The sequence below is a fragment of the Qipengyuania sp. genome (assembly GCF_965277845.1).
Lineage (GTDB): Bacteria > Pseudomonadota > Alphaproteobacteria > Sphingomonadales > Sphingomonadaceae > Qipengyuania.
The window spans coordinates 833,797-850,945 of the sequence record NZ_OZ255844.1 but is presented as its reverse complement, the minus strand read 5'-3'; the positions used below and the strand labels follow the sequence as shown (position 1 = coordinate 850,945).

Genomic DNA, 17,149 nt, shown 5'->3' with positions numbered 1-17,149 from the left:
ATTGGGGCCAAATGAGGCGAAAATGTGTCAGGATAAGTGCGAATCTGCTTGCCGGGCCAAAATTTCGCCATTATTTGGACACTGTGAGGCCCCAATTCGGGACTCGCGTGGAGAGGGGGCCCGTGGCCTTCGAACCGCACACAAACTCGCTGTTCAAGGATTTTATCTATGCGCAAGATCGCTCTTTTCGCTGCTGCTTCGGCTGCTGCTCTGACCCTGGCTGCTTGCTCGGAAGCTACCGAAGACGCTGCTGAAGCAACCGCCGATTCGGCTGCTGCCGACGCTGAAGCCAACATGGAAGCCGCTGGCGACGCCATGGAAGCCGGTGCTGAAGAAGTTGCTGCCGAAGCCGACGAAGCTGCCGCTGAAGTCGAAGCTGAAGTCGAAGGCGAAACCGAAGCCGAAGCTGCTGCCGACTAATCGCGCACGCTTCGCGAACGGTTATCGTTCACGAAAAGAAAGGGCGGTGCCTTCCGGCGCCGCCCTTTTTCTTTGTTCGCAATATGCGTGCCTATTCGCCGCCGTAGTCGGCGGAGGCCCAATTCCGTCCGTCATCGGTGTTCGGGCCGAATCCGTAATAGAGCGCCTGGGTAATGTTCGAAATGCGCGCGTCGCGATTCGCGCGCGCTTCGAGCTTGCGGCTGCGGCTGCCATTTTCGATCGCCATCGAGGGGCTCTGTCCCGTAACATAGATCGCGGCCGCGATCGCGCGACCGTCGGGCGTGTGGAAAATGCCGATGTCGCTGGCGGTGCGCGAAAGCGTGCCGGTCTTGTGCGCGAGATTGGCGCTCGCCGGAAGCGCGGATCGCATGCGCCTCTTGCCGGTGGTTGTTTCCTCCATCGCGTCGAGCAGCACTCTGCGTGAATAGTCGCTCAACCATTTGCCCCGATAGATCCCGGCAAGCAGCTGGCCCATGGCGCGCGGGGTCGCACTGTCCTTGGCATCGACGCTCCAGGCCGGATCGACCCGGCCGTCCTCGCGGATCAACGTTGCGATATCGCGTGTCAGTTGGAAGCCCTCGATTCCCGCATCCCGCATCCATTTGTTGACCGCGCGGGGGCCGCCGACCGCCTGCAGCAGCGCGTCGGTACAATCGTTGCAGCTCTTGGAAATCATCAGGCTGAGATGTTTGTAGGCGGGGAGATAGACCCTGCCCGGGCGCGGTAGGCGAAATTCGCTCGTCAGGCTCCAGCGCCCTTCGTCCACCCCGGCAAGGAAGACCGCCGCGATCGCCACCTTGCTGGTACTGGCCATCGGGAAGCGCTGGTCCGCCAGGACGCCGATTTCGCGCCCGGTCGACAGATCGATGGCGTAGACCCCGATCCGCCCATTGGAGCTATCCGCCAATTGCGCGAGCTGACGCTCAAGCGGCGTCGAATAAATCGCATCCAGCGTTTGCGGCGTGCGAAGCTCGGTCCCGAGCGCATTGTCGAACTGGGCTTCGAAACCATTGCCCTGCGCCAGCCCGGGAGTGGCAAGGGCCACGGCCCCGATCGCCAGCAGTCGTCCAAAAAGTCGTTTCCGCATTCCGCCCCTATACACTCTCCGTGGTTAGGCGAAGCTTAATGCCGACCGATTGTGTCGACACAAGGGCCGGGCGACGAAAAGTGGCGCAGACGCGACAGGTTTGGCACGCTATGTGTTACTTTCGTACGGAATTCCTCCCTCAGGCGTTCGCAATGGCCTGCTCGATTCGCTCCGTCGTTTCGCCCGCCAAGGCTTTGTCGATTTCGCCAACGAGGCGCTTTTCCAGCTCCGAATGATAGTGACGCCGCATTTCACCCAGCGTCTTGGGATCGGCGATCACGAGCACATCGGTAATTTCGCCCGCAATCGACTTGGCGTTGAGCCATTCGGCGGCGGCCGCGCCATGCGCAAGCTCATCGAGATCGGTCCGACCGTGCCGCTGGCCGATATGATCCTGGTGCTTCACACCGGCGCTGAAATTCGTCGCCGACAGATCGGGCTTCTGGGCAGCATTCAGCTTGGGCTCGAGCGGCTTGCCACTGTTGCGCATGACGGTGAAATTCTCGCCATCGACGATCGCGACATGGGCGTTGCTGGGTAGGCGCATAGGGGAGGTCTCCTCTACTGGTTTGCTTTGCCCTCTCAACGAGCCAGCGGCCTGAGAGGTCCGGGCTTGAGCGGCGAGGCGTTTCCCTGCACACATGAGCCGTATGGGAGAGATCGAAAGCGCCGAAGCGCTCGAGCAGGGACTGGCGAGGGCACTCGCGCGCGCCGGAAGGCAGGCGCCCGAAGGATTGAGGCGCCTTACGGGCGGGGCGACAATGGAAAGCTGGCGCTTCTCCAGCGGCGGCGAGGACTACGTCCTGCGGCGCGCGCCGAGCCTTTCGTTCATGGAGGGGCGCCCCTTCGGCCACGAAACCGAGGCGGCGATCATTCGTGCTGCGCACGCTGCCGGCGTGACCGCGCCCGAAGTCATCGTCGAGCTCGAGCTGGGCGACGGGATCGGCAGCGGGTTCGTGATGCGCGCGCTTTCCGGCACGCCGGACCCGCGGGCGATCCTGAAAATGAGCGATCCGGATCGGTTGCTGCGCGAAGTTGCGCGCGATCTTGCGGGAATCCACGGCCTGCAACGCGCTGCATTGCCCAATGACGTGCCCGAGATGGACTATGCCGAGGCAGTCGAGGAACTGGCCGAGCAGTTCGCGGAAGCGGGCGGCGACCGCCCGATCATCGCGCTCGGCCTTAAGTGGCTGCGAGACAACCTGCCCGCTCGCGTCGAGCCCGTCCTCAACCATGGCGACTACCGCCTCGGCAATCTGCTGGCCGAGGATTCGCATCTGACCGGCGTGCTCGACTGGGAGCTCGCCCATTTCGGCGACCGGCACGAAGATCTCGCTTTCGGCTGCATGGCGGTCTGGCGTTTCGCCCGGGTCGACCGGCCCGCGCTCGGGCTGGGATCGCTGCAGGACTATGTCGATGCCTATGAGGCCGAAAGCGGCGCAACGGTCGATGCGAGGCGCTTCCGCTTCTGGCTGGTCTATCGCACCGTGTGGTGGGCCCTGGGCTGTCTGCGCATGGCGAGCTTCTGGCGCAGCGGCGATGACCGCATGCTCGAACGCGTCGTCATCTCGCGCCGCACGAGCGAGCAGGAACTCGACCTTTTGTTGCTGCTCGAGGAAGAGGCGCCGGAAGAGGAGCAGGCGCGGCCTGTGCCGCCGGCCGAGGAAAAGCTCGAACCGCTGGGCGAGGCGAGTGTCGGCGAAATCGCAACAGCCATTTCCGAGTGGCTGGCCACGGTTAAGGACCGGATGGAGGGACACGACCGTTTCCAGCTTGCCGTGGCGCGCAATGCGCTGGGCATGATCGCGCGCGGCGACAACATCGAGGTCGAGTTCGACGATGAATTGCTCGCATGCGAGTTGCTCGAAGGCGGGCGCTCGCTGGCGACGTCCGGTCTGCTCGCTATGCTGCGGCGCACCGCGCTGGACAAGCTGGCAGCAGACGTGCCCAAATATCCCATGCTCGCGCTCGCACGCGCGAAGTGGACAGGAGAGGATTGATGGATTTCGCGATTCCCGCCGAGCTCGAGGACTATTATGCCGAGCTCGAGGCCTTCATCGAGAACACGATCGAGCCGATGGTCGCGCGGGACGACAATATCCGTTTCTTCGATCATCGCCGCGAGGATGCGCGGACCGATTGGGACCGCGGCGGACTGCCAAGCCACGATTGGGAGGAGCTGCTGCGCGAATGCCGCAGGGCGGCCGACGAAGCGGGGCACTGGCGCTTCTCCGCACCGAAGAAGTATGGCGGCCAAGACGGCTCGAACCTATGGATGGCTGTGATCCGCGATCGCTTCGCCCAGCGCGGGCTGGGCCTCCACAACGATCTGCAGAACGAACACTCGATCGTCGGCAATTTCCCCTTCGTCGCCATGTTCGAGACCTTCGGCACCGAGGAGCAGAAGCAGGAATTCATCTCCGGCGGTTTCGAGGGCACGCGCCGCGTCGCCTTCGGTCTGACAGAACCCGACCACGGATCGGACGCCACCTGGATGGAGACGAAAGCGGTGCGCGAAACGCGCGATGGCGTCGACGGTTGGCTTATCAATGGCGAGAAGATGTGGATCACCGGCATGCATGTCGCCACGCATTGCGCCATGTTCGCGCGCACCAGCGGCGAGAACGGCGAGGCGAGCGGAATTACCTGTTTCCTGGTGCCCAATCCTAGCCCCGGCCTCGAGATCGAGGAGTGGATGTGGACCTTCAACATGCCCACCGACCACCCGCGCCTGTCGGTCACCAACGTCTGGGTGCCCGACAGCGCGATCCTCGGCGTCGAGGGGCGCGGGCTCGCTCTGGCGCAGAGTTTCGTCCACCAGAACCGCATCCGCCAGGCGGCATCGAGCCTCGGTGCGGCACAGTATTGCGTGGAGGAAAGCGTGCGGTACGCCCGCGAGCGCAAGCCCTTCGGCGAGGAGCTGGCGAAGAACCAGGCAATCCAGTTCCCGCTGGTCGAGCTGGCGACGCAATGCGAGATGCTGCGCCTGCTGATCTACAAGACCGCGTGGGAGATGGACAATATGGCGCATGAGGAGATCGAGAAGACGATCTCCGAAAAGGTTTCCATGTGCAATTACTGGGCGAACCGGCTGGTGTGCGAGGCGGCCGACCGCGCGATGCAGGTGCATGGCGGGATCGGCTATTCGCGGCACAAACCGTTCGAGCATATCTATCGCCACCACCGCCGCTATCGCATCACCGAGGGAGCGGAGGAAATCCAGATGCGCAAGGTCGCGGCCTATCTGTTCGGCTATCTCGGTCCGCGGCGCGGTAGCTTCGCTCGCACCTGATGGAGCGCGCTGTACGGTTCGCAGAATTCTCGCTTGACCCAGGCACGTGGAAGCGGCCTTTTGCGCGCTGCATTCTAGGGGACTGACAACATGAATCCGACGTTTCGGGCGCTGGCCGCCGGCCTGCTTCTTTCCACTTCCACCGCCGCGATCGCGCAGCAGGCACCGATCGTTATGCCCGGCGCGCCGGGCGCCGCGCCGCGCGTGATCGACGAGGACGAAGCGATCCGGCTGTCCGACACGCGATTTTCGCCCGCCGACGTCACATTCATGCAGGACATGATCGTCCACCACCAGCAGGCGGTCGACATGGCCGCGCTGGTCGAGGGACGCAGCAACAATCCCGACCTTTCCGCGATTGCCGGGCGGATCGATGCGAGCCAGGCGGACGAAATCCGGTTCATGCGCGACTGGCTGACCGAGCGCGGCCAGCCCACTGCCATGCAGCACCATGCCGGGATGGACCACGCCGCGCATCATGCGAAGATGGGCATGGCCACGCCGGCGCAGATGGCCGAGCTGGCAACGCTCGAAGGCACCGATTTCGACTGCCTGTTTCTGCAGCTGATGGTCCGCCACCACGAAGGTGCGATCGATATGGTCGAGGAACTTCACGACCAGCCCGGCACGGCTTACGACCCCGTCATGTTCGAATTCACTAACGATGTGGTGAAGGAGCAGGAAGCCGAAATCGAGCGGATGAACAGGGTCTTCGCGGGCCTCTCCAGCGATCCGCGCGCCACGCTCGCCGCCGGTTTCCGCGATGCCGGGGAAGCGATCAGCAATCTGCGTCTCGTCAGCGCGCAGCCCAAGCCGACCGGCTTCTTCGACCCCGACAATCCGGCGCAGCTCGCCCCGAGGATCGAAGACGATGACGAAGATGAAGAGGCAGGCGAAGATGGGCAGGATAGCGGGGAGTCCGAGCTGGTCGATGCCTCGCGTCCCGATATCCGCGACGAGGAAGACGAAGACGGCAATCCGCGTTTCGGCGAGCGCGGCTCGCTGCTCAGCTTCGCCAACACCGACATGGCCTTCAGCGGAGATTTGCTGGTGGCGGGCAATTACCACGGCTTCAACGCTTATCGCCTGGGCGACGACGGTGTGCCGCAGCTGGTCAGTTCGGTCGTCTGTCCGGGCGGGCAGGGTGACGTGTCGATCGTTGGCGACCTGCTGCTGATGAGTGTGCAGGACAGCCGCGCGCGCAAGGATTGCGGCCTGCAAGGCGTTGCCGACGATGTCAGCGACCAACGCTTCCGCGGCCTGCGTATCTTCGACATTTCCGACATCACCCGGCCGCGCCAGGTCGGCCAGGTTCAGACCTGTCGCGGCAGCCACACGCATTCGGTGGTCAGCGCCGATGCGGATCGCGTGGTGGTCTACAATTCGGGCACCAGCTTCGTGCGCGACGACAAGGAGTTGGCCGGCTGCTTCGAGCGCGGCGGCGACGATACGGCGCTGTTCAGCATCGACGTGATCGAGGTTCCGGTCGACAATCCGGGCGCCGCGCGGATCACCGACAGCCCGCGCATTTTCGCGCAGGACGGCCAGATCGCCGGCCTGTGGCGCGGCGGCGACCATGGCGAGGGGACGCAGGAAACCCGCCTGACCGACCAGTGCCACGACATCACCGTCTTCCCCGCGATGAACCTTGCCGCAGGCGCCTGTTCGGGCAACGGGATCCTCCTCGATATCGCGGATCCGCTCAAGCCCGTGCGCGTCGACGATGTGACCGACAAGGGCTTCGCCTACTGGCACTCGGCAACCTTCAACAATGATGGCACCAAAGTGCTGTTCACCGACGAGTGGGGCGGCGGTGGCCGTCCGCGCTGCCAGGCAGGCGATCCGCGCGACTGGGGCGCCAATGCGATCTATTCGATCGAGAATGGCAAGCTCAGGTTCGAAAGCCTCTACAAGCTGCCCGCGCCGCAAGGAGACAAGGAGAACTGTGTCGCGCACAATGGCTCGATCATCCCGGTACCGGGGCGCGATATCTTCGTTCAGGCGTGGTATCAGGGCGGAATCTCGGTGATCGACTTCACCGATGCGGCGAATCCGGTCGAGATCGCCTATTTCGACCGCGGCCCGGTAGATGAGGAGCAACTGATCACCGGCGGCTATTGGTCGGCCTATTGGTACAATGGCCGCATCTACGCCACCGAGATCACCCGCGGGCTCGACGTCTTCGCGCTGGAGCCGAGCGAATTCCTCACCGCCGAGGAAATCGCCGCCGCCGAAGCGGCCCAGTATGAAGGCGAACTGTTCAACCCGCAGACGCAGACGCAGGTCACTTGGCCGGCGGAGGCGATTGCCGCAGCGGAGGCGAGCCGCAAGGGCGGCTGACCTACGCTTCGATCGCCTTTTTCACATCCTGCACGAAACCCGTGCGACGGATGATCGCATAGAGCAGCCGGGCCGCGATGCGGCCCGGCCAGCGCATTGGGCGGCGCACCTGGAGGAACAGCACGACTCGGGGGCTTGCGGTCTCGTTCCAGACCTCGTGCGGGTTGGTCTCGTCGAATAGCAGCCATGCGCCCTCGTGCCAGCGCATCGGGCGGCCGTTGACTTCCATCTCGCAGCGGCCCGGGCCCTGCGGCACGGCCAGGCCGAGATGGCAGTTGAGCCAGGCCTTGGTCAGCCCGCGATGGCGCGGGACATGCGTGCCCGGCTCCATGATCGAGAAAAATGCCACGACCAGGCCCGGAATACGGTCGAGCATGGTCGCGGTCTTTGGGCAGCGCGCGCGGTTGGCCTGCGCCTTGAAGCCGTAGCCTTCGAAGAAAAAGCTCTTCCATGCCGAGGTGTTGGCGATCCGCCGGTGATCGGGCGACAGCTTGCCAAAGGCGGGAATGGCGCCCCGCTCGGCCAGCAAGGGTGCGAGTTCCGCCTGGACGGTCCGCCACTCGCGTTGCAGCTCGGCGAGGCAGGGAAGGTTCTCGGGTGCGAGGATATCCTCGTCGCCGATCAGCGACTGATGGGCAAACCAGCGATTGACCGGATCGCGCAATCGCTTGCCCACGCGGATCAGGGCCGATTGCCTCGGCCTTGTGTAGCGCTCCCGCGCTTGCGGCGGCGAGGAATTGTCCTTCGAACCGGCAGGAGGCTCGAACCGATCCTCGCGACCAACCTGGCGGGGGTAGGTGCTTTGCCTATCCCTCATGCGGAGCATCTTTATCGTAGCAGCCGCATACAAGCTTGGAAGTTCGCGCCACGCTCTAAAAACGCAAGAAAGGCCCGGCAGGATCGCTCCTGCCGGGCCTTTTCAAGTCCGGTTGGTTGGTGCGGCTTAGAAGCCCATGCCGGGCCTTGGCAGGGCAGCCGACTTGTCTTCCGGCGACAGTGAATGTGCAGGAGCGTACTCGGCACTGCAAAAGCGTGAATCGGTCGGCTCCTGACAGACGACCGAGACACATGACTGGCCCTTGCGCAATTCGTAACCAACCAACTCACCCTTTTCGTCCATCAGTTCGTCCATGCAATTGTTCTTGGTTAGCTCTTCGACCAAACCGAAATTCGCGATCTGACGAGCGCATAGAAGCGTTGGACCGGGATTGTCCTTGCTCTGAGGACACTGAGGATACGCCCGATCGAGACTTCCGACACGGGCGAGCCTCTCAAACGCGGTAAAATGCACGCGGGGTCGTCCAACGGAACCCGCCTTGTCATGATACGCCATCGGATACCGATAATGTTCCGAAAGCGGTTTATATACCACGGAATAGCGGATCGCATCGTGCACGGGGCCCATGGGGTCGGCGAACACGCGGGCATCGGGATCGAACAAGTTGAATTGCCTCAAATGATCCAGGATCCAATTCAAAGAAACGCCTGGGATATGACCGTGCAGACGATTGCCCGGCGCGTAAGATCCGCCAACATCCGCATGTGCACCGGCGAACCAGACCTCTTCGACTTTGGGCTTCTTGCTCGCGTCGGGGCAGCTCTGTCCCATCGTTTTGCCCGTCGCGAAGATTGGCGTGAAACTGTAGGCTCGATTGTCGTCAAGTGCGAGCGCGTGAAACACGTGGTCCACATTGCATGGAGCGAGATAATAATGGGAAACCTTCTCGTCCGGGCTCATGGTGAAATCGGGTGCGCCCAACGCTTCTACGGTGTCCCATATCGCCATTGCCGTGACACGGGTCTGGCCATTCGCACCTCGTAGCTGAAATCCGTACTTCGCAGCAACTCGCTCCATTCTTCGTAGGCGCCGGCCATTGTGCGCAGCTATCGATTCTTGTCGCCCATCGATCGTTCGTCGTTTAATTTTGTATGCGTCAAACAGAGCATCAATCGCGTTTTGCCGGTCATCGGCATCCCAAGTCCGCATGTCAGGAATTCCACCGACGGCAATCATTCCGGCCAAGGCGCGCACTGCGTAGGCACCCCGGCTGAAACCGCTCAAGAAAAGTCGACCTTTTGGATCGTACGTTTGCGCAAGGAATGCGAAGGCTTCCTTGATGTCGCGGCTCATACCTACGCCGGCGGTCAAGCCCTTGATGCTGCCATTACTACCGACCCCCTCGGCATAGTAAGTCACCAATTCCCGCGGCGCGTTACCGCTGTTCGATTCTACGATTTCGAACAAGCGCGCCGCATTTGTACGCGAGAGTTGGTTATTCCCGGTTCCATCGATTGAAAGAAAAATATCGCGTGGACCGACGGCCTGGCTAGAATAACCTGAATACACCCCGCCGACGTAAGAGGTCGCACAACCACTCAAAACTGTGCAGGCTGCTAGGCTGAAAAGTATTTTGTTCATTGGAGCCCCCTTTCCCGAACTGAAGTGTAACGTTTTGTAGTGAAATACACAAATCGGACTGCCGATACCGAACGAAAAGGCCCGGCAGGATCGCTCCTGCCGGGCCTCGTTCTTTGCGGTGAAGCTGGGTAGCTGGGCTTAGAAGCCCATGCCGCCGCCCATGCCGCCCATGCCGCCCATGTCGGGCATGCCGCCACCGGCGGGCTTGTCTTCGGGGATTTCCGTGATGGTCGCCTCGGTCGTGATCAGCAGGCCGGCCACCGAAGCGGCGTCCTGCAGCGCGGTGCGCACGACCTTGGTCGGATCGATCACCCCGGCATTGACGAGGTTTTCGTAAGTATCGGTCGCGGCATTGAAACCGAGCGTCTCGTCATTGGCGTCCACCAGCTTGCCTGCGACCACGGCACCGTCATGACCGGCGTTGGTTGCGATCTGGCGAACCGGCGCCTGCAGCGCACGGCGGACGATATCGACACCGCGGGTCTGGTCGTCGTTCTCGCCTTCGAGGCCATTAAGCGACTGCGTAGCGTAGAGCAGGGCCGTACCACCGCCCGGAACGATGCCTTCTTCGACGGCTGCCCGGGTCGCATGCAGCGCGTCGTCGACGCGGTCCTTACGCTCCTTCACTTCGACTTCGGTGGCACCGCCGACCTTGATCACGGCAACGCCGCCGGCGAGCTTTGCCAGGCGTTCCTGGAGCTTCTCGCGGTCGTAGTCGGACGAGGTGTTGTCGATCTGCGTACGGATTTCCGAAACGCGCGCCTTGATGTCGGCCTCGTCACCCGCGCCATCGACGATGGTGGTGTTGTCCTTGTCGATGGTGACGCGCTTGGCTTCGCCGAGCATGCCCAGCGTGACGTTCTCGAGCTTGATGCCGAGGTCTTCGGAAATCATCTCGCCCTTGGTGAGGATCGCGATGTCCTGCAGCATGGCCTTGCGGCGATCGCCGAAGCCCGGAGCCTTGACTGCCGCGACCTTGAGGCCGCCGCGCAGCTTGTTGACCACGAGGGTGGCCAGCGCTTCGCCTTCGATGTCTTCCGCGATGATCAGCAGCGGACGGCCCGACTGGACAGCCGCTTCGAGCACCGGCAGCATCGACTGCAGGTTCGACAGCTTCTTCTCGTGGATCAGGATGTACGGGTTTTCGAGTTCGACCGTCATCTTGTCCGGGTTGGTGATGAAGTAGGGCGAGAGATAGCCGCGGTCGAACTGCATGCCTTCGACGGTTTCGAGCTCGAATTCGAGACCCTTGCTCTCGTCGACGGTAATCACGCCTTCCTTGCCGACCTTTTCCATGGCTTCGGCGATCTTTTCACCGACTTCGCGGTCGCCATTGGCCGAAATCACGCCGACCTGCGAAATCTCCTCGCTGCCCGAGACGTCCTTCGAACGGCTCTTGAGGTCTTCGACGACCTTGGTGACGGCGAGGTCGATGCCGCGCTTGAGGTCCATCGGGTTCATGCCGGCTGCGACCGATTTCATGCCCTCGGTCACGATCGACTGGGCGAGCACGGTCGCGGTGGTGGTGCCGTCACCGGCGGCGTCGTTCGCCTTCGATGCGACTTCCTTGATCATCTGCGCGCCCATGTTCTCGAACTTGTCCTTCAGTTCGATTTCCTTGGCGACGGTGACGCCGTCCTTGGTGATGCGCGGGGCGCCGAAGCTCTTGTCGATCACGACGTTGCGGCCCTTGGGGCCGAGCGTGACCTTGACGGCATTGGCGAGGGTGTCGACGCCGCGCAGGATGCCTTCGCGCGCGTCGCGGCCGAACTTTACGTCCTTGGCTGCCATTGGTGTTTCTCCTGGAATTCTTGTGTCTGTCTGAAAGCGTCAGCGGGATCGGCTCAGCCGATGATCCCCATGATGTCGCTTTCCTTCATGATCAGCAGGTCTTCGCCATCGAGCTTGACCTCGGTGCCGGACCATTTGCCGAACAGCACGCGGTCGCCGGCCTTGACGTCGAGCGGGATACGATCGCCGTCATCGTCGCGGGCGCCATTGCCGACGGCGACGATTTCGCCTTCGCTCGGCTTTTCCTTGGCGCTGTCGGGAATGATGATCCCGCCCGCGGTCTTTTCTTCGGCTTCGATGCGACGGACCAGAACGCGGTCGTGCAGCGGACGAAATGCCATAGTGATGACCTCTCTTCTAAGAGTGTGGAACAAGAGTTGGCACTCCCACTCCGAGAGTGCCAGCGAGGCGCATTTGGGGACGCCTTTTCGTCGAGTCAACGGGGCGTCGGCGAAAAAAGTTGCGATGCTTTCGCCGGGGTGTGCGCGTGTTCAGGCCAGGCGAGGGGGTCTGTCCGTCAGCCCGAGTTTTTCTCGCCGGTGCCAGCGCCAGCCGAGCAGTGCAGCGGCAACGGTGAGGCCGGTCGCGAGCCCGATCCACACGCCCACACCCTCGAGCGGGGTATAGAAGCCGAGGTAGAGCGACAGGCCGATGCCCGGCACCCAATAGGCGAAGGCCGCGATCCACATCGGAACCCGGGTATCCTGCAAACCGCGCAGCGCGCCCGCAGCGACTGCCTGCATGCCGTCGAACAGCTGGAAGGCCGCGGCGATCAGGATGTATTGCAGCGCGAAGCCGACCAGCACCGCGTTCTTCGGGTCCCATGGGTCGACGTAGATCGCGATCAGTGGTTTGGGAATGACCACCATGGCGAGAGCGGTCAGCGCCATGAAGCCCGTGCCCACGACGATTGCGGTCCAGCCCGCGCGCTTCATCCCCTCGGCATCGCGGGCGCCATAGAAATAGCCCACGCGGATCGTCGCCGCCTGTCCGACGCCGAAGGGCACCTGGAAGGCGAGCGCGGCGATCTGCAGCGCCACCGTATGCGCGGCAAGCTGACTCGCGCCGATATTGCCCATGAGGAAGGCGGCCGCCCCGAATATCCCGGCCTCTGCGGTGATCGTCAGCGCGATCGGCGTGCCCACGCGTGCGATATGCCAGAAGCGCGGCCAGTCGGGCGACCACCAGCGGCCGAAGATGCGATAGCGGTGCAGCCGCGGGTCGAGCCGAATCGCGACGACATAGGCGAGGAGCGTGGTCAGCGTGGTCATGATCGTCGCCACCGCCGCACCCTTGAGGCCCAGTTCGGGTGCGCCGAAATTGCCGAAGATGAAGGCGTAATTGGCAAGCGCATTGACGAATATTCCGCCAGCGGTGATCGCGGTCGCGAAAATCGGCCGGTCGAGCGTCGAGACGAAGCTGCGCAAAACGTTATTGAACAGCATCGGCACCAGGCTGAGCACCAGCAACGTGTTGTATTCGATCGCCATGGCGACGATCTGCGGTTCCTGACCGGTGACGCGCATCAGCGGGCCGAGCAGCAAGCACAGGCCGATCCCGCCCACTCCGGAAAACAGTGCCAGCCACAGCGCCATGCGTACCGACCGACGCACAGGGCGCAGCGCGGGCGCGCGTTCGCCCAACTCGGCGGCCGCGACCGGAGCGACCGCGCCGGTCAGGCCAGACAAGGCCCATAGCACGAGGCCGAACAGAGCGACGGCGAGCGCGGAAGCGGCCAACTGGTCCTCGCCCAGCCGCGCGATGAAGATCACGTCGATGGCATAGGTCAGCATCTGCAAAAGGTTCGCCGCCGCCAGCGGCCAGCTCAGCCGCAGCGTCGCGACCAGTTCGTCGCGCCAGCCGTCACCGCCCGGTTCCGCAATGGGGGGCGTGGGCTCCATGGCGGTCTCGTGCGTCATGCAGCCGGACCGGATAGGGCAAGGGCGGACGCCGCTCAAACCGTCCTACGGGCGAAAGCGCAATTCGCGTTTCCTATGGTGCGCACACGCCACACAGCCGAGGCTCTCATTTGGTTAGGGCCAGAGTTCGGTCCGGTGGGGATGCAATGGATTTGCCTGCTTCCGATCGAGCCCTTCGTTGCGTGCGATACGCGGTCTGGCGATGCAGTGCCGGGGCGATCCCAGGCTAGTGCCGGCCACCGAGCCGGAAGACCGCAGTCCGGTCGCTCGAGCCGATTGCACGGGATCCGGTCGGATATGGATGCAAGCCCATTTGGCCATCAGCGCACTCGCAGGCATCCATCGTCTCCAACATGATGGAGGGTAACCATGGAAAATCCGGGTCCGGAAGAGCCGATCGGCGTATTGCGGGAATTCGTCAGCCGTTTCGGGGACAAGCGGCTGATGTCGACGAGCGCGAATGTGGTGACCTATACGGCTGCGCTATACAATGTGATCGGCAGCACCCACGACCCCAAGATCCCCGGCTATCCGAGCTGGACGTATCTGCTTCAGCAGCTCGGCATCGGCGTGGGCACCAATGACCATTGCTATGTCGATCCGCAGACGTCCGACCATTCCCATCCGGCATTTCAGGTGGGCGGGCATATGACGCCCAATATGGACGGCACCGTACCGTCGTCGAACATCTGTTATCTTATGCCGCTGTGCAAATGGCATAATGGCAAGGGCAACAATCATGTCGCCTTTGCGCATTCGCTGACCCAGATCCTCGAACTGCACGGATACATGACGAGTGAGCCCGCAGCGACTTTCATGGCGCGTCTATCCGGCCAGGCGCCCGCAGCGCTGGTCTTTGCGGCGGACGAGGGGCTCAAATTCCAGACGCTCTCGGATGAGGATTTCACGCGACTGCAATCCGGCTCGCTCGCCGATGCCATCGGGCCGCATGTTCCCGAAAACCACATCGTCCTGCGCCGTCGCGAGGATGGGAAGGGACTCTTCTATACCGTCGAGCAAACCCGGCTCGGCTGACCACGACTGGCCGCGGGCGATAAGGACCGACGAAAAAGGGCGGCGCCACCTGGCACCGCCCTTCGCGTGATCTCGCAAACGAGATCGAAGCGTAAGCAGATCCCCGCCTGCGCGGGGACAGGGCTTACTTGAGCTCGACGGTACCGCCGGCTGCTTCGATCTTGCCCTTGATTTCTTCGGCTTCCGCCTTGTTGACGCCTTCCTTGAGCGGCTTGGGCGCGCCTTCGACGAGAGCCTTGGCTTCCGAGAGGCCCAGGCCGGTGATGGCGCGGACTTCCTTGATAACCTGGATCTTCTTGCCACCGTCGCCGGTCAGGACGACATCGAATTCGTCCTTTTCTTCGGCAGCGGCGCCACCGTCGGCGCCACCAGCAGCGGGACCGGCAACGGCAACGGCAGCGGCGGCGCTAACGCCCCACTCTTCTTCGAGCGCCTTGGCAAGCTCAGCGGCTTCCATGACGGTCAGCTTCGACAGTTCTTCAACAAGCTTGGCGATATCGGCCATGATGTTTCACTCCAAATATAAGGCCGGGGCGTCCGGGTGGACAAAAGCCCCGATGAATATGTGTTCTGCGCGAGAACCAGCTCTTACGCGGCTTCCTTGGCGCCATAGGCACCGAAAACGCGTGCGAGCATCGAGGTGGGTTCCTTGACCGTGCGGACGACCTTGGTCGCCGGCGCGTTGAGGAGGCCCACGATCGTGCCACGAAGTTCGTCGAGGCTGGGCATCGAGGCGAGCGCCTTGACCCCTGCTTCGTCGAGCTTCTGCGCGCCCATCGAACCGCCGACGATTTCGATCTTGTCGGTGGTCTTGGCGAAGTCCACCACGGCCTTGGCCGCGGCAACCGGATCCTCGGAATATCCGAGAGCGGTCGGACCGGTCAGGTATTCGTCGATACCTGCATAGTCGGTGTCCTTCAGGGCGAGCTTGGCAAGACGGTTCTTCGCAACCTTGTAGGTTGCCCCTGCTTCACGCATCTTCGAGCGCAGTTCGGTCGACTGTTCGACCGTCAGGCCCAGGTTGCGGGTGACGACCACCACGCCGGCCTGGCTGAAGACATCGCTGAGCTGGGCGACCGCATCGGCTTTCTGCGAACGATCCATGCCATACTCCTTCACTATGGCCACCCGCTTGCGGCAGGCGACCGGCTACGTTTGTCCATTCCGGCGAACCGGAACGGGCGAGTCCGTTGATGGGGAAGGAGTGCGCCATCCGGCGCGAAACGGCGAGGCTTGCGCATCGCCGGAAAATCTCTGTTCCCCGTCTAGGCTGGAAATTAAGAAGACCCGATTGCCTTCACCAACTGTCTCGGACGGATGAACGGGCAGAATCAAAGAGACCCGCCGTCCGGTGGCGGGCCTCTAAGGATTTTGGCGTCGGAGTCAAGCGTTCCGACACTCGCGGCAGCCCATCAGATGCCGTCGGCCTGTTCCTCGAGCGCTTCGGCCTCCTGTTCGAGCTCGGCGGATTCGCCGGTATCTTCGGTCGCATCGGCCACGGCATCGAGCGCTTCGGCGCGTTCGTCCATCACCTCCGCCTCGGCCTCGGCGATATCGTCGATTTCCTCGCCAGCCTCTTCTGCCGGGCCGTCGCAGGCGGAAAGGGCAAACAGTGCGGGTACGGCGACAAGCATGATCTTCTTCATAAAAACTCCCCTGTTGGAACCGGCTTCGGAGATTACCGGTACCCGCCGACAACGCGGCGGAGACGGGCCGGGTTCCGAACTTCACGCCATTCGGTGCCCGGCGATCGTCGCTTCCGCTTCCGCGCTTTCGAATCCAGAGTGCATGCCGATCCGCATTTCGACAACGTGCTGGACGAATTCAGCGACCAACGGGATCACGCCCAACTGCAGGAAAGCGGTGGCGCAAGCGAGCCTGTTCGCACTGACCGCTGGGAAGTCGGCAAGAGAACGGGGCACTGCTGCGCTCCCTCATGTTTTCCGTAAGCTGGCAAGTCGCCCGGCTGCGGGGGCACAGGCACCGGCTTTGGTTTCAGATCGCAGCGGAACCGCCTTCTCCTCCGATGGCAAATACAGCAAGCAGGAAGGATATTACATCAACCATGCCGGGCCCAACGAAACCGGGCATAAATGATTGAGCGGATGTTGTGCTGCCACCGTCTGGTTGAATTAGGTCTCTAGCCTTCCCTCGCCCCAACGGTCGTCATCAGGCCGAGAGGGCGACCGTCACTGTCCTCGACAAAGCCCATCCATTCCTCGCTGCCGTCTTCATGCGTATGGATCCGGTGTGGTGCCGAAACAGTCCTTGCGCCAGCCGCTTCCAGCCGCGCGAACACACCATGCAAATCGTCGACGCGGAAATAGAGGGTCGATTCAGGGCTCGCTTCACCCCCGACCAGCATCAGCCGGACGCCATTGCAGGCAAAAAAGGCCATGTTGCCCGCGTCGAACAGCGGTTCGAGGCCGAGTACGTCGCGGTACCAACTGCGAGCTGCGGAAATGTCGCTCACCGTGCGGGCAATCTGCCCGATCGTTCCTATCAGAGTACTCCCCATCGTTTTTCGTCCCTCCATTGCGCTTGCGCTGTCGATCCCGCGCCATCGCTTCAATTCCTTGCGGCTCGCCATGCCGAGTTTGCCGAGGATGTTGGAAACGTGGAACTTGACAGCATCGGTGCTGATCTTCTGGCGCCGCGCGATCTGCGGATTAGTCAGTCCGTGTCTCACGCCTTCCGCCACACGCCACTCGCCCGGCGTGAGGATATCGGGATGAGCAGGTCGACCGCGTTTTCGGTTACTCGTCATGCCCCACGTCTAGACCATCGTGGCCGGAATTTCCCTACCCGGGCGCGTGCCGCGCATT

Annotated in this window: 17 protein-coding genes; 5 read left to right on the top strand and 12 right to left on the bottom strand. The window is 62.8% G+C overall.

Annotated features, from left to right (window positions below; translation table 11 throughout):
* Positions 1-168: 168 nt before the first annotated feature.
* Complete coding sequence (locus ACQY4G_RS04135) at positions 169-420, top strand: hypothetical protein (protein WP_067696099.1); 252 nt, start codon at positions 169-171, stop codon at positions 418-420.
* Between the two features lie 91 nt (positions 421-511).
* On the opposite strand, the gene ACQY4G_RS04130 is transcribed toward ACQY4G_RS04135, so the two are convergent.
* A complete protein-coding gene (locus ACQY4G_RS04130) occupies positions 512-1,528 on the bottom strand; it encodes a serine hydrolase (RefSeq protein WP_421993216.1) in 1,017 nt (338 codons plus the stop codon).
* 139 nt (positions 1,529-1,667) lie between these two features.
* A complete protein-coding gene (locus ACQY4G_RS04125) occupies positions 1,668-2,075 on the bottom strand; it encodes a host attachment protein (protein ID WP_291168730.1) in 408 nt (135 codons plus the stop codon).
* Positions 2,076-2,169: 94 nt separating this feature from the next.
* Between ACQY4G_RS04125 and ACQY4G_RS04120 the strand changes: the two genes are divergently transcribed.
* The 3 genes from ACQY4G_RS04120 (at position 2,170) to ACQY4G_RS04110 (ending at position 7,160) form a co-directional block, all read left to right on the top strand.
* Entirely contained in the window at positions 2,170-3,528 is a 1,359-nt protein-coding gene (locus tag ACQY4G_RS04120; RefSeq protein WP_421993214.1) for a phosphotransferase, read from the top strand.
* Positions 3,528-4,820, top strand: coding sequence for an acyl-CoA dehydrogenase family protein (locus tag ACQY4G_RS04115; protein ID WP_421993212.1), 1,293 nt, complete (start codon positions 3,528-3,530; stop codon positions 4,818-4,820). Before ACQY4G_RS04120 ends, ACQY4G_RS04115 begins: the two co-directional genes overlap by 1 nt.
* Positions 4,821-4,910: 90 nt before the next feature.
* Complete coding sequence (locus ACQY4G_RS04110; RefSeq protein ID WP_421993210.1) at positions 4,911-7,160, top strand: DUF305 domain-containing protein; 2,250 nt, start codon at positions 4,911-4,913, stop codon at positions 7,158-7,160.
* A gap of 1 nt (position 7,161) precedes the next feature.
* Here ACQY4G_RS04110 and ACQY4G_RS04105 read toward each other — a convergent pair whose 3' ends face one another.
* The 5 genes from ACQY4G_RS04105 to ACQY4G_RS04085 all read right to left on the bottom strand — a co-directional run bounded on the left by ACQY4G_RS04105 (position 7,162) and on the right by ACQY4G_RS04085 (position 13,289).
* Entirely contained in the window at positions 7,162-7,977 is an 816-nt protein-coding gene (locus ACQY4G_RS04105) for an aspartyl/asparaginyl beta-hydroxylase domain-containing protein (RefSeq protein ID WP_421993208.1), read from the bottom strand.
* A gap of 126 nt (positions 7,978-8,103) precedes the next feature.
* Entirely contained in the window at positions 8,104-9,579 is a 1,476-nt protein-coding gene (locus ACQY4G_RS04100; protein WP_421993206.1) for a phospholipase effector Tle1 domain-containing protein, read from the bottom strand.
* 138 nt (positions 9,580-9,717) lie between these two features.
* Entirely contained in the window at positions 9,718-11,370 is a 1,653-nt protein-coding gene (gene groL / locus ACQY4G_RS04095; RefSeq protein ID WP_421993204.1) for a chaperonin GroEL, read from the bottom strand.
* A gap of 53 nt (positions 11,371-11,423) precedes the next feature.
* Positions 11,424-11,711, bottom strand: a complete 288-nt coding sequence (groES, locus tag ACQY4G_RS04090) for a co-chaperone GroES (protein ID WP_421993202.1) — start codon at positions 11,709-11,711, stop codon at positions 11,424-11,426.
* A gap of 150 nt (positions 11,712-11,861) precedes the next feature.
* Complete coding sequence (locus tag ACQY4G_RS04085) at positions 11,862-13,289, bottom strand: MATE family efflux transporter (protein ID WP_421993200.1); 1,428 nt, start codon at positions 13,287-13,289, stop codon at positions 11,862-11,864.
* A gap of 369 nt (positions 13,290-13,658) precedes the next feature.
* On the opposite strand from ACQY4G_RS04085, the gene ACQY4G_RS04080 reads away from it, so the two are divergent.
* On the top strand, positions 13,659-14,324 hold the full coding sequence (locus ACQY4G_RS04080; RefSeq protein ID WP_421993198.1) for a hypothetical protein: 666 nt from the start codon (positions 13,659-13,661) through the stop codon (positions 14,322-14,324).
* Positions 14,325-14,448: 124 nt separating this feature from the next.
* On the opposite strand, the gene rplL is transcribed toward ACQY4G_RS04080, so the two are convergent.
* The 5 genes from rplL to ACQY4G_RS04055 form a co-directional block, all read right to left on the bottom strand.
* Complete coding sequence (rplL, locus tag ACQY4G_RS04075; RefSeq protein WP_219954804.1) at positions 14,449-14,829, bottom strand: 50S ribosomal protein L7/L12; 381 nt, start codon at positions 14,827-14,829, stop codon at positions 14,449-14,451.
* Positions 14,830-14,912: 83 nt separating this feature from the next.
* A complete protein-coding gene (rplJ, locus tag ACQY4G_RS04070) occupies positions 14,913-15,428 on the bottom strand; it encodes a 50S ribosomal protein L10 (RefSeq protein WP_421993196.1) in 516 nt (171 codons plus the stop codon).
* A gap of 308 nt (positions 15,429-15,736) precedes the next feature.
* On the bottom strand, positions 15,737-15,970 hold the full coding sequence (locus tag ACQY4G_RS04065) for a hypothetical protein (protein ID WP_067696060.1): 234 nt from the start codon (positions 15,968-15,970) through the stop codon (positions 15,737-15,739).
* Positions 15,971-16,051: 81 nt separating this feature from the next.
* Positions 16,052-16,246, bottom strand: coding sequence for a hypothetical protein (locus ACQY4G_RS04060; RefSeq protein WP_291177085.1), 195 nt, complete (start codon positions 16,244-16,246; stop codon positions 16,052-16,054).
* A gap of 218 nt (positions 16,247-16,464) precedes the next feature.
* Positions 16,465-17,091, bottom strand: coding sequence for a LuxR C-terminal-related transcriptional regulator (locus tag ACQY4G_RS04055; RefSeq protein WP_421993194.1), 627 nt, complete (start codon positions 17,089-17,091; stop codon positions 16,465-16,467).
* Between the last annotated feature and the right edge of the window lie 58 nt (positions 17,092-17,149).

Excerpts from the sequence above, each read along its gene's own strand:
- ACQY4G_RS04135 (WP_067696099.1), top strand. The coding sequence starts at position 169 with ATGCGCAAGATCGCTCTTTTCGCTGCTGCTTCGGCTGCTGCTCTGACC.
- ACQY4G_RS04130 (WP_421993216.1), bottom strand. The coding sequence starts at position 1,528 with ATGCGGAAACGACTTTTTGGACGACTGCTGGCGATCGGGGCCGTGGCC.
- ACQY4G_RS04125 (WP_291168730.1), bottom strand. The coding sequence starts at position 2,075 with ATGCGCCTACCCAGCAACGCCCATGTCGCGATCGTCGATGGCGAGAAT.
- ACQY4G_RS04120 (WP_421993214.1), top strand. The coding sequence starts at position 2,170 with ATGAGCCGTATGGGAGAGATCGAAAGCGCCGAAGCGCTCGAGCAGGGA.
- ACQY4G_RS04115 (WP_421993212.1), top strand. The coding sequence starts at position 3,528 with ATGGATTTCGCGATTCCCGCCGAGCTCGAGGACTATTATGCCGAGCTC.
- ACQY4G_RS04110 (WP_421993210.1), top strand. The coding sequence starts at position 4,911 with ATGAATCCGACGTTTCGGGCGCTGGCCGCCGGCCTGCTTCTTTCCACT.
- ACQY4G_RS04105 (WP_421993208.1), bottom strand. The coding sequence starts at position 7,977 with ATGAGGGATAGGCAAAGCACCTACCCCCGCCAGGTTGGTCGCGAGGAT.
- ACQY4G_RS04100 (WP_421993206.1), bottom strand. The coding sequence starts at position 9,579 with ATGAACAAAATACTTTTCAGCCTAGCAGCCTGCACAGTTTTGAGTGGT.
- groL (WP_421993204.1), bottom strand. The coding sequence starts at position 11,370 with ATGGCAGCCAAGGACGTAAAGTTCGGCCGCGACGCGCGCGAAGGCATC.
- groES (WP_421993202.1), bottom strand. The coding sequence starts at position 11,711 with ATGGCATTTCGTCCGCTGCACGACCGCGTTCTGGTCCGTCGCATCGAA.
- ACQY4G_RS04085 (WP_421993200.1), bottom strand. The coding sequence starts at position 13,289 with ATGACGCACGAGACCGCCATGGAGCCCACGCCCCCCATTGCGGAACCG.
- ACQY4G_RS04080 (WP_421993198.1), top strand. The coding sequence starts at position 13,659 with ATGGAAAATCCGGGTCCGGAAGAGCCGATCGGCGTATTGCGGGAATTC.
- rplL (WP_219954804.1), bottom strand. The coding sequence starts at position 14,829 with ATGGCCGATATCGCCAAGCTTGTTGAAGAACTGTCGAAGCTGACCGTC.
- rplJ (WP_421993196.1), bottom strand. The coding sequence starts at position 15,428 with ATGGATCGTTCGCAGAAAGCCGATGCGGTCGCCCAGCTCAGCGATGTC.
- ACQY4G_RS04065 (WP_067696060.1), bottom strand. The coding sequence starts at position 15,970 with ATGAAGAAGATCATGCTTGTCGCCGTACCCGCACTGTTTGCCCTTTCC.
- ACQY4G_RS04055 (WP_421993194.1), bottom strand. The coding sequence starts at position 17,091 with ATGACGAGTAACCGAAAACGCGGTCGACCTGCTCATCCCGATATCCTC.